Source organism: Acinetobacter sp. TGL-Y2, from assembly GCF_001612555.1.
Classification (GTDB): Bacteria; Pseudomonadota; Gammaproteobacteria; order Pseudomonadales; family Moraxellaceae; genus Acinetobacter.
Map to the genome: position 1 here is coordinate 2,726,530 of NZ_CP015110.1, position 12,304 is coordinate 2,738,833.

The 12,304-nt window shown below is 36.6% G+C and carries 12 protein-coding genes; 7 read left to right on the forward strand and 5 right to left on the reverse strand.

Translation table 11 applies throughout. From position 1 onward, the window contains the following. Positions 1 to 99: 99 nt before the first annotated feature. Complete coding sequence (locus AMD27_RS12950; RefSeq protein WP_067661246.1) at positions 100 to 1,374, reverse strand: O-antigen ligase family protein; 1,275 nt, start codon at positions 1,372 to 1,374, stop codon at positions 100 to 102. Positions 1,375 to 1,478: 104 nt separating this feature from the next. Here AMD27_RS12950 and AMD27_RS12955 point away from each other — a divergent pair, with 104 nt between their 5' ends. From AMD27_RS12955 to AMD27_RS12985, 7 genes are all read left to right on the forward strand, one after another. Further along, positions 1,479 to 2,243, forward strand: a complete 765-nt coding sequence (locus tag AMD27_RS12955; protein ID WP_067661249.1) for a DUF4184 family protein — start codon at positions 1,479 to 1,481, stop codon at positions 2,241 to 2,243. A 170-nt stretch (positions 2,244 to 2,413) separates the two neighbouring features. Then, positions 2,414 to 4,198: an aspartate--tRNA ligase gene (gene aspS, locus AMD27_RS12960; protein ID WP_067661250.1), complete on the forward strand. Its 1,785-nt coding sequence runs from the start codon at positions 2,414 to 2,416 to the stop codon at positions 4,196 to 4,198. 123 nt (positions 4,199 to 4,321) lie between these two features. Beyond that, on the forward strand, positions 4,322 to 4,540 hold the full coding sequence (locus tag AMD27_RS12965) for a hypothetical protein (protein ID WP_067661252.1): 219 nt from the start codon (positions 4,322 to 4,324) through the stop codon (positions 4,538 to 4,540). Between the two features lie 44 nt (positions 4,541 to 4,584). Further along, positions 4,585 to 5,466: a lysophospholipid acyltransferase family protein gene (locus tag AMD27_RS12970; protein WP_067661254.1), complete on the forward strand. Its 882-nt coding sequence runs from the start codon at positions 4,585 to 4,587 to the stop codon at positions 5,464 to 5,466. Positions 5,467 to 5,488: 22 nt separating this feature from the next. Next, positions 5,489 to 6,568 (forward strand): hypothetical protein, encoded by a 1,080-nt coding sequence (locus tag AMD27_RS12975; protein ID WP_067661256.1) that lies wholly within the window; start codon positions 5,489 to 5,491, stop codon positions 6,566 to 6,568. Positions 6,569 to 6,728: 160 nt separating this feature from the next. Next, positions 6,729 to 7,628, forward strand: coding sequence for a glycosyltransferase (locus AMD27_RS12980; RefSeq protein ID WP_067661258.1), 900 nt, complete (start codon positions 6,729 to 6,731; stop codon positions 7,626 to 7,628). 96 nt (positions 7,629 to 7,724) lie between these two features. Next, positions 7,725 to 8,627, forward strand: coding sequence for a lipopolysaccharide biosynthesis protein (locus tag AMD27_RS12985; RefSeq protein WP_067661260.1), 903 nt, complete (start codon positions 7,725 to 7,727; stop codon positions 8,625 to 8,627). A 30-nt stretch (positions 8,628 to 8,657) separates the two neighbouring features. On the opposite strand, the gene AMD27_RS12990 is transcribed toward AMD27_RS12985, so the two are convergent. From AMD27_RS12990 to AMD27_RS13005, 4 genes are all read right to left on the reverse strand, one after another. Beyond that, entirely contained in the window at positions 8,658 to 9,596 is a 939-nt protein-coding gene (locus tag AMD27_RS12990; protein WP_067661262.1) for a glycosyltransferase family 32 protein, read from the reverse strand. A gap of 115 nt (positions 9,597 to 9,711) precedes the next feature. Then, entirely contained in the window at positions 9,712 to 10,473 is a 762-nt protein-coding gene (locus AMD27_RS12995; protein ID WP_067661264.1) for a glycosyltransferase family 25 protein, read from the reverse strand. 8 nt (positions 10,474 to 10,481) lie between these two features. Continuing rightward, positions 10,482 to 11,468 (reverse strand): Stealth CR1 domain-containing protein, encoded by a 987-nt coding sequence (locus AMD27_RS13000; protein ID WP_067661266.1) that lies wholly within the window; start codon positions 11,466 to 11,468, stop codon positions 10,482 to 10,484. Between the two features lie 39 nt (positions 11,469 to 11,507). Further along, positions 11,508 to 12,278, reverse strand: a complete 771-nt coding sequence (locus AMD27_RS13005; protein WP_067661268.1) for a glycosyltransferase — start codon at positions 12,276 to 12,278, stop codon at positions 11,508 to 11,510. Positions 12,279 to 12,304: the final 26 nt, after the last annotated feature.

Genomic DNA, 12,304 nt, shown 5'->3' on the forward strand with positions numbered 1-12,304 from the left:
TCAAAGGGCTGAATTTTGAATAATGTTATAATATAACATTCCATTTTTTTTGCAATAAAAAAGACAACTTATGTTGTCATTTTTATTATTTCAGTTCCGTCAAACTTTATCCCTGATCAAAATAAAGCTCATAATTGAAGCGACAACCCAATAGAAAATGTATGTCGTATTATTAAAAAATAGATAATATTCTGTTAAGCCGCAGAACATATAATAGACTACAAACACTACTCCCGTTACCGACAGATTCCTAGTCAATTCGTCTTTAACCCACATATTTTTTAGAAAGTAGGCTATTGCTACGAAGAAAGTAGATAAAAGAGTCAGTAACCCAATGAGTCCATTGGCTGCCAATTCATGGACATAAATACTATGTAAATGCTGAAAACAATGGGGTAAATCACCTCGCTCATAAAGACGACAGTTTTCTAACTCAATTTCATGCATACCGATGCCAATCACAGGATTTTGCTTAAACATTACTAAGCCATTTTCCCAAAGGTATAATCGTATTCCTGAGCTATTTTGATAATTATTGTTTTGAATATGCTGCGAATCATCTTGAAAATGATTCATTCTTTGAACCACGGGAGAATTTGGAGTAATTAAATTTCCTAAAATAAAAGTACAGGCTAATACCCACATCAATAGGGTCTTCTTTAATTGTGATTTTAAATACAGGATCGTAATGACAAGAAAGGCAAAAGGTAGCCCGACCCAGGTTCCTCTTGAGCCATGTAAAACCAGCAAAAATATGCATAACATACTTAAGATTAAATAAAGGTAAGACTTTCTAGATGATGAACCAAATGAATAGCACAGTAACAGCAGGCTTAAGGATATAAAGCCAATATCATAACTAATCACCGGATTAAAAAATTCAGCAAATCGACCACGATCAAACTCTAAAGCGATGCCCCAATAAGCCAAATATAAAATCAGTATGAAAATGATAGCGGCAATGATATTAAAAAAGTCTGTGACTTTAAAACGGCTGTAGTGATAAATGGTCGGCAACAAAATAAAAGGGATAAACCAAAGGTACTGATTGATGATCGCTTTATATGTACGATACAAATGCTCAGGAATCAGATCAAGTCTGATGGTCAGGTGGTTCATCAGGGTCACCCCTAAAAAACCAATACTGCAAAACAGAATTAAATATTGATTCGGCTTAATAAATTTTGATTTAAAAATACAGTATGCAGATAATAAAATGAAAACAATTGAAATATTAAAATGTCTAAAAGACGCATTAAAGAAATAATGCATATAAACGAGAGCAAACAACACCAGAATTATGATTTTTAAAGCATTGTCTTTTAAATGGTCTTTTAAACTGAATAAGAGGCTCTTATCAGCAATCACTGTCATCTCTACCCAAATCGATTCATTTTACTGCATGTTTACATATTTTTCATTGATTTAATTCAGCTTCAAATCAACAATCTAGCATACTCATTGATTCACTTTCTTGAATGCCTTTTACCATCTCTCATGCCGTTCTTGCTCCGCCCATCTCAAAATGGTCTGGGCAACGACTACCTATTTCTGCTCTTGCCATTGGTTGTATGGTACCTGATCTGGTGCGATTATTTACCTCAGAACAGATTAACAGCACACATCTGTGGAGTGCTTGGCTGTATCCAAACCTACTGATCGGCATCGCGTTTTGTCTACTGTGGTATTTGGTTTTTCGTCCAGCGTTGTTTCGTTTTATAGGTATTCAAAAGCCAATTAACATTTCATCATTCAAACAATCCATCATTTTTATTTTTTGGATTATTTTATCCCTCATCATTGGCACAGCCACGCATCTTATATGGGATGGTTTAACCCATGTCGACTTTCGCACATTGGCTTTTCATGATTTTTTAAGTCAAAATATCTTATTGGCTAATCACACCTACTCCATGCATCGAGTCTTGCAAGTGGGTACATCTATTTTAGCATTACCTGTTTTGCTATGGATGGCACTCAAACATCAAAAAAGATATGCACAAAACCCACCGATTCATCCTAAAATTAAAATCTATGCTCTGAGCCTACTAGCTGTTTCATTTTTTGCGGGATGTTTTGGCTATATTTCATTTGCACAGCCTTTAGGCCCAGCAGCTTGGCAAAATGATCTGTACTGGTTTATTGGAAAGTCGATTAATCATTCTTTTAGTGCATTTTTAATGGTGTTTGCACTCGGTTGTATTATTTTTCAAATTTTAGATCGTAAAGCCTATTTTGAATAATCAGAACGGATCAAGCTCGATATAAAGGATATTGGCTTGAATTCTTGTTGTTTCTTGATCTTGCGCTTGTGACAAAGTTCTCAAAGAGGCATAATTCAGGCTTCGAATAAAGGCGTTACGCTGTTTACGTAGCCGCTTTCTTTAACCCATATAGTTGGATTTTATACGCTATGATGCGCACTCATTACTGCGGTTCTTTAACCGAAACTCAAATTGACCAAACCGTAACATTATGCGGTTGGGTTCATCGTCGCCGTGACCACGGTGGTGTGATCTTCCTCGATATGCGTGACCGTGATGGTCTAGTACAAGTGGTGATTGATCCAGATACCCCAGAAGCATTCGCAACTGCAGATAAAGTACGCTCAGAATTCGTATTAAAAATCACTGGCCGCGTACGTCGTCGTTACGAAGGTACAGAAAATGCAAATATGGTCAGTGGTCAAATTGAAGTTTTAGGCAAAGAGATTGAAGTGCTGGCTCAATCTGAAACGCCGCCATTCCCATTAAATGACGAAAATACCAATATTTCAGAAGAAATTCGTTTGAAGTACCGTTTCTTGGACATCCGTCGTCCAGAAATGTTAGATCGTTTGCGTTTCCGCTCTAAACTCACCAACCTGATTCGTAACTACTTCGAAGAGAATGGTTTTTTAGATGTTGAAACGCCAATTTTGACACGTGCAACGCCTGAAGGTGCACGTGACTATTTAGTGCCAAGCCGTGTATCTAACGGTAGCTTCTATGCACTGCCACAATCACCACAATTGTTTAAACAGTTGTTAATGGTGGGCGGTATCGATCGTTACTACCAAATTGCTAAATGTTTCCGTGATGAAGACCTACGTGCGGATCGTCAGCCTGAATTTACCCAAATCGACGTTGAAACATCGTTCATGAGTGACGATGACATCATGGATTTGATGGAAACGTTGACTGTTAAGATGTTTAAAGAACTTTTAAGCGTTGAGTTTGATAAATTCCCACGTATGACCTATGCAGATGCTATGCGAGATTACGCATCTGATAAACCTGATATGCGTATTCCTTTGAAACTGGTTGACGTTGCAGACATGATGCAAGACGTTGAGTTCAAAGTATTCGCAGGCCCTGCCAAAGATCCTAAAGGCCGTATTGTTGCACTTCGCGTACCCGGTGCTGGTTCACTGCCACGTAGCCAAATTGATGAATATACTAAATTCGTGGGTATCTATGGCGCGAAAGGTTTGGCTTATATTAAAGTCAATGAACTTGAAAAAGGCATCGAAGGTCTTCAGTCTCCTATCGTTAAATTCATCGAACCAATCGTGCTTGATTTGTTGAAACGTGTGGGTGCTGAAAATGGTGACATCGTCTTCTTTGGTGCGGATAAAGCCAAAATCGTAAATGATGCGATGGGTGCGTTACGTATTAAAGTCGGTCACGACATGAAGCTTGCGACTTGCGAGTGGGCGCCACTTTGGGTGGTTGATTTCCCAATGTTTGAAGAAACTGATGATGGCAAATGGACCTCTGTGCATCACCCATTCACGCTACCAAAATCTAGTGTTGAAGAAGTAAAGAGCAATCCAGGCGCAGCATTGTCTGTGGCGTATGACATGGTCTTGAACGGTACTGAAGTAGGTGGTGGTTCTTTACGTATTCATAACCTTGAAATGCAAAAAGCAATTTTTGAAGCATTAGGCATCAATGAAGAAGAAGCAGAAGAAAAATTCAGCTTCTTGCTAAATGCACTTAAATTCGGTGCACCTCCACACGGTGGTTTGGCGTTTGGTCTTGACCGTCTTGTAATGCTGATGACCGGTGCATCTTCTATTCGTGATGTGATTGCATTCCCGAAAACCAAAACTGCGGAATGTCCTTTAACACAAGCGCCTGCGCCAGTTGAAGCGAATCAATTACGTGATTTAGGTATTCGCTTACGTGAAAAACCAAAAGCAGAAGAAGCGAAATAATCCTTCGTTTTAAGTCAAAAAGCTCTACCTCGTGTAGGGCTTTTTTTTGTTAACTGAATAACAAAATTGAGAAAAATCCTCATCAATGGCATAATAGCGATATTCAGTTAAAGGTGTAATCTCATGGCTATGCGTCCAGATGTCCGTCGTCATACAATTATTATTATTGTCTTCGCAGTTGCACAATGGGCCTTCATGCGTTACATTTTAAATGAGCAAATGTTTAATTTAACGACTTATGAGCGCATCGTTTATTTTAGTGGCAGTAGTTTTGTTGCAGGTTTTGGTGTGATTTCAGCTCTCATATATATGGTGGTTAAAGGTAATTCTGATAAATCTTAATTTTTTCTGCCTTCTGATTTTTTAGAGTAGCCAAATTTCTCGTGATGTATTTAACCTTAAAAACTTTTTCTAAGCTTCCATTGGTTGCCATTCAGTCCCTTGCAAAAGTCGTTGGACGTCTTTTATTTAGTACCCATTCATCTGCGAGAAAAACCACAGAAACGAATTTGCGAATTGCTTATCCACATTTGGATGATCAGCAGCGCGAACAACTCATCAAAGACAGTCTACAAAGCCAGTGTATGACCTACGCAGAATCCATTAAGATTTGGGGTTCGAGTACAGATTATGCATTGTCACTCATTACAAAAATACATGACAAACATATCTTTTTTGATGCAATCAATGCAGGAAAAGGCGTGATTGTGGTGGTTCCACATTTTGGAACTTGGGAGTTGCTCAATGTTTGGTTAAACCAGCATTCATCGCCCGTGATTATGTACAAACCCTGTAAGCAAAAAGATTTGGATCGCTTCATGTTAGAAGCCCGCCAACGACTCCATGCGAAATTGGTTCCAACGGATGAAACAGGTGTCCGAGCAATATTTAAACATTTAAAACAAGGCGGATTAACCGTAATCTTACCTGATCATGTACCAAAGAAGTCTGGAGGTATTTACTCGACTTTTTATGGTCAAAATGCACTTTCTTCTACCTTAGCTTCTAAGCTAGCCTCGAAAACGCAATGTACAGTCATTGGGTTAAGTTGTAGAAGAACAAATCAGCTCGATGGTTTTGAAATCTTTGTGAATCAAATTTCACAGGATGTTTTATCCAAAGATCTTCAACTATCGGTAGATACTTTAAACCAAGAAATGGAACAGATGATTAATGCTGCCCCAGAACAATATTTATGGACGTATAAACGGTTTAGAGGCAGCCCTCAGAACAAAGAAATTTACAGTCACACATCCAAAAAATCATAGTTAAAATTCAGGGAAGCCCCTTTTGAAAAAAATCAAAATTGTTCTAGCTATGCCTAGTCATAGTAATTTCGCAACTCCCATTCAAAAAAATATCCTGCATTATAATTTTGATATAACATTTATCAATAGTTCGCCAGAACACTTAAGACGCATAAAAATTCCATTTAAAACATCTGCTTACATTTTTTTAAGAAATCTTTTCTTTGGTGACTCCTCATTAAAAGATAAAGTTAGGAGCGAACTTAAGGATCAACTTATCTATAAAGAAATTCAAGAAAAAATGGGTAATCAACGTTTTGATCACACACTAGTCATTAGACCTGATTTATTCTCTTTGGAACATTTAAAACTTTTAAGGAGTAAAACTGATCGAAAGTTTATAGGTTATCAATGGAATGGCTTGAGCCGCTTTCCTAATACTTTCCCATGTATTGATCAATTCGATCGATTTTTCGTTTTTGATCAAATGGATATATCAAATCCCGATTATAAAAAATATAATTTATTAGGAACAACTAATTTTTATTTTGATATGTTTCAACCTCACCCCATAGCCCATCAAGGTATAACCGCTTATTTTGTAGGTTTGCATTTCGATGAACGATCATTATCAGTCGACTTATGTGCACAAAAATTAATAAAGCTTGGAGTATCATTAGATTTCAATATTAGATGTCTACGTGATAAACAGAATGCACAAGCTCGATATACAAATAAAAATATTAAGTTTATAGAAAGAAATATTGATTTCGATGAAAATATAAATCGAATTAACCAATCAGATATTTTAGTTGATGTAGTTAATCCGGTTCATAATGGTCTTTCATTTCGCACATTTGAAGCACTATATTATAAGAAAAAATTAATAACCAATAACACTACAATAAAAAACTACGATTTTTACCATCCGAATAATATTTTCGTATGGAATGGTCAGGATCTTGCTGGTCTTAAAGAATTCTTAGCCACTCCTTTTGTCTCACTGAGTAAGAAGATTCTAGAAAAGTATAGTTTTAGCAACTGGATCAATAACCTGCTAGACCACTCCTCCTATCAACAAATAGAATTACCAGAGTCTTATCATAAAATTATCGAAAAATAATTGCATATATGTTTTCATTACCAAGCAAATAGTGATTATATGAATATGTAACATGCATTACCGTAAACTAAACTTATGCTATAAAGATGTTTTTAAAATATCAATTCTAGAAATGAGTTTATTAAAATTTGAAGTTTAGATATGTCTGGTGTTAGTTCTCATGAAAAATGATACTCTTAAAATATTTGTAGGTTGCGATCCTAATAACTGTGATTTAGAACAAATGATGGTTTTAGACTACAGTATAAATAAACATACCCAACAGCCTGTAGATATCATCTGGATGCAGCTTTCGCATGATCCCTCTAGCTATTGGTATTCCGACCCGAAATCAAATCAAGGCTGGAGAACAGAAAACTGGGCGACCCCTTTTTCCGGGTTTCGTTGGGCAATTCCAGAGTTTTGTCAATTTCAAGGTAGAGCCATTTACATGGATACCGATGTGATTGTACTCGATGATCTTGCACTCCTATGGGAGCATCCTATTGAAGCAAATGCGATTGTGGCAGCCAAAGGAGGGAAAAGCTCAGCACGTTTGTGCACCTGTGTCTGGGATTGTGAAAAAGCCAAAAGTTTTCTTCCCAAAATTGAGGAATTAAAAAGTAATCCTGCAAGTCATCAAAATCTGATGAAACAGATTCAAAAACAACCTTCATTGGTTCAACCCTATAATGATCATTTTAATTGCATCGATGGTGAAGGTTTAAGTATTAATGAGATTAAAATTTTGCACTATTCGGATATGGGCACCCAGTTTAGTCACAAATATTCAATTCCTCGTCTGCAACAGAATCATGCAACACACTGGTTTGATGGCGAAATTTTTCCTCACCCGCGAGCTGATCTGACAGCACTTTTTGATCAATATTATCAAGAAGCCCTTTCTGCTGGGTACCAACTTGAAGATTATGCAATTACGCCTTATGGTAACTTTCATAAAGCATCGCAAAAAAAATACTCAGGCAACAGCATTACTCGTTCAGAAAAATCTCAGCCTTGGTTTAAGAAATTCCTGAACAAGTTTAGAAGCAAGCGTAATTCATTTCATTTAGATCAATAATCTGCTAATGAGTTGAATCAATTTAGGTTTTAATGAGATTTTTGACTCATTAACTTGATATGAATCATAAAGATAAGCGATGAAAGAGGCAGGAGCATGCGTGATTTAGTGTTTAATTATTTTGTTCGAAATTTGACAAAATATGCCTACAAAATTTTAAAACCAGCTACATATAAACACAACAGGCGCTATTGGCCTTTTTACCGTGTGGTTCGTAATACAGCGGGACATATTGATCAGGTTTTCTTTAGGAATACCTTAATTGCAGACCATAGGCTTAAACTAAACAATAGACATTCAAAATGCATGCTGATCGCAACAGGCCCGTCCATTAAAAAGATCCCTAAGCATTTTTTTAAACATGAGCAACTAGACTACATTGGCGTCAACGGCGCAATCGCTTTAAGTGAGGTCACTTTTCAGCATTATGTCATTATTGATCATGATTTTGTACAAAACCGTTTTGATCTCGTTGAGCGGGTTTTAGACACAGCATGTAATTTTTTTACCACTGCACGTTGCTTAGATTACATCTTAAGAAAAGTAAAAATTGAACAGATTCGCTGTCAATTTAAAATTATTGAAATCACAAGTCACGGTAAAAATGAACTTTTTATGGGAAACACCGTTCTTGTTGATGAAAAAGTTAAAAGCCCTTACTTTTACAATGGTTATGGTTTTTCAACGCAGATGTATGACACAGTATTTGACTACTACACCGTGGCTTATACCGCATTACAGATTATGTCTGGATTAAATTACCCATATATCTATATCGCAGGTTTAGATATGAATAACTTTAACTTACCACGCTTTTATGAAACTTTAGATGCAAAACAACCGACTCTATTAAACCAACATACCCAATCAATCTTAGCAGCATTTGAAACAGCAGCTTATTTCTTTAAAATTCAAAATGTGTCTGTTTATAATCTTTCCCCATACAGTCTCATCGAATCATTTGAGAAATTAACACTCGACCAAGACACCATCCTCTAAACGGTTCAGATCATCCAATTTGATTGAAAGTTAAGGTAAGGGATTACTCGGATCATGATGGAAATCTAGCAGTGAATCTTGAAAATACATTCCTTTTTCATAAAATTCGCCTGCATGTTTACGCTCTTTACCGGCAAATTTAATCAATTTAGGATATTCACCTGAATGATGATTGATTGCCATTTCAATTAAGGTTTTTTCCTTCACCCATTTATTTTTTACCTGATAGTAAAAAGCATTTTGATCACAGTCGATCAAGGTAATACTAGGCAATGTTTTCAGCATGATCACCTGACACACCACATAGGAAATCAGGTACTCTAAATTACTAATCTTTTGAAATATTTTTTCATGATTTGGTACAGTACGTTTAATTTCATGAATATAGTTTTTAGGACCAACCTGCATGGCCTTCACCAACTCATCAAACCAGTCTTTAAAAAAACGATTATTGGGAATCGTGGCTAAAAGCCAATTCTCTATGACTGGAGAATCAATATTGGTGGTGTTTTTTTTACGATAATAGGCAAAACTTTCGGTCTGATTTTGAGAAACTAACTCTTGAATCCAGTCCAAATTTTCATACACGATAATACTTGCATCCAACCAGATTCCTCCATAAACATGAAGTAATTTGAATCGGATTAAATCAGCTTTATGCTGTGGTAGATGAATATTTAACGCATCAAAATCTATCTGTATAAATTGCTCAACAGTTTTTGGTGTTAAAAAATGAACCGTATAATCTGTATTTCTTTGCTTTATATTTTCTATGCAATTTTCAACAAATAATGGTACATCCCCTTCCCAATACAACCAAATCAGCTTCGGTATTTTCGCCGCTGTGGGCTTTGGATTAAGGGTAATCATATTTGCATAGTTATGAATGTTTGAATTCGTGCCTCTAATCTTGTAAAAATACATCAGATAAAACTTAAGCATATAATAAGTTTTTTTAAATATTTTCATTTAATTATGTCCAAGATACGCATTGGCTTATTCCTTGAATAATGAATATTATATTTTATTATCAATGGGATTTGATCAATAAATAATATTCAGTGATGAAGATATACCCTGAATTTCAAGAATTTAACATATGTTTGAGCGCATAATAACGATCACGCCACATCCGCTTTTGCTTTTTAAAACCATAAGATGATGATCTATTTTCTTTTTGCTTGCGCGAGATACCCTCGATTGCAACCGTCCCCAGAATATCACTATCAATACCTGCTGGTTTAACCAATGGCGGCCATACGCCTAAGCCCTTGCCATTTTGGCTCAACCAACTTTGGAAAAAGACATCGACTGGCATCTCAATTTTTCGACCAGCTTGAACGAAAGCTTGAGCGCCTTGTCTTGACCATATTAGTCCCAAACCTCGGATAGGAAAATAATAGGCATGCCATAACGAAAAATCATTCAACTGAACAATATCTTTGGCAAACTTTTTCTTTTTAGACGCTAAATTAATCAGATACCACTCTAATTCTGGATGACTATGTAAATAGTGAATGAGTTGATCTACTGATTTTTTAAAATCAGCTGAAATTTTCATGTCATCTTCAAGTACGACCAAATAATCGGCATCGCTTTTTAAAAATTTTTCCGCACAGCCGTAATGGCTGAGATAACAGCCTATTTCTGAATTGAGTAATCTTCTGCCTAAGTTTTGTTGGGTGGCTGCATCATCATAATCGTCAAATGAAGACAATGCCTTACCACGACCATCATAAGCAGCAAAGCGCTCAAACGACCAATTCACTGCCTGTAATTGCTCAGTTGCCCGCGCGAGTCTATCGTGACTACCTTCTAAATTAATCAGATACGTTTCAACTTTCATACGCTTTCCTATGACACTGCTTGAGCTGAAATAACAGACTGCGGTAAATAATCACAAAATTTTTTAATCATTGCTTGCCGTACTAATTCAGCCTTATCTGCAGTGATTTGATCTAAACTTTGGATGCAACCATACTGCACCGCATCATTATTTAATGTCGCCACAAAGCTTTCTACGCTTTGTTCATTTTTTAAATAAGCCAATTCAATATCTGCTTTTAAGATCGCTTGCTGATGCTGAATTTTCAAATGATTCATCAAGGTAATCGGATTAATCTGTTCAACACTGCGAAATTTAAATTTAATTTGGTTTTCAAGTAATTCAGGATGACTGAGCAAGTAGTCACGAAGTATTTTACGGTCTACGATATGTGGATAATGATGAATTTCAAAAAATTGACGCATCCCCAAAATGTCTGCACTTAACATCTGTGCAATCATGTGTTTCGGCTGAATCGGTTTAGAGAACTGGGCTTGGAGGAACTGGCGGTACTTTAATTTGGCCTTTAAGATCAAATTCGATTGCCAATGCCCATAAGTAACAATACTATTTCCTTGCAAAAAATCTTCGATTTTAGCGGGAGCATTAAAAAAGAAATCATCATTTAAATAGATAAAATAGTCTGAAAGCCCTTGGATATTCCACAACATGCTCTCAATCGAGCGGGTATTGAACGTCGGCAAATATTGCTCATACCCTGCGAAAATTTCATGATGATCAACCACACGGATTTTATCAGCAGCACACAAACCTTGGGTGACGAATTCATTTAAAAATTCAGGCTGCTGATGATCAGTGACAATATAAATATGTCCACTAAAAGGCACATATTTCAATATCGATGCGATATTGTAATAAATCTCGTCATTACTGGCAAAACGCGTATCACTCACCGCATCTGAGGCATCTTGACCGGTAAGATACTTGTGACGTTTACGTTTTAACTCAACATCATTGCCATCGACCCAAGCAATCACGATATCAAGATTTTGCATCGATAGGATTCTCAAACTTTATTTAATAAAATAAATCAATTATTGCCAAGCATCTTTGATCCACTGCGATGGAAGTACGTAACGATACCACTTACCGCCTCCGCCATTAATCGCATCAGGTGGATTGATTTCACCATGGAATATAATGATTTTAACGCCCTCTGGCTTAATCGGTGGTTTAAAAAATGCCAGCGGGATTTTTTGCAAACAATGATACTTGTAACTTTTGCACCAACTATCTGGCCAATAGCTTTGTTTGCTCTCACGATCTACATACCAAGACAGATAAGCTTGCTCATTGCGAAATCTTTGACGAATTTCATCGAAATTCTCACGAAAATAAGGCATTAACCCTGGAAATGCACCGAGCTTAAATCGATAGACTGAACTGTTGCCCGTAATACGCCATGGACGCTTCCAGTCATGAATAATTAAAAATTCACCAGGGTGTGTGAAAAAACTGTCAATATTATCAACAATCACAACATCTAAATCCAAAAATAAAGCGTTGCCTGTTAAACCATACAAATCTGGCTCAAAGGTAGAAAGTTTATTCCAACCCCGCTCAGGACTACCTTCTGGTAATGCAAGTGGTGGAATAGGAAAACATTCAACTTCGGGATTGATACCTTCAGTACGATCGGTTAAACAGACCATTTTAAAATCAACAGTGGTATGGCGTTTGACCATGTTGTATAAACGATTGACGTAATCTGCCCCGTATTTGGTTCCCCACTTCATGCAAAGAACAATATTTTGCTCTTGGTCATCTGCGCTATGTGACAGTGTGGTATTGTCGTTTACCTGCATGTATTTTTCATCCGCCAATCTTCTGC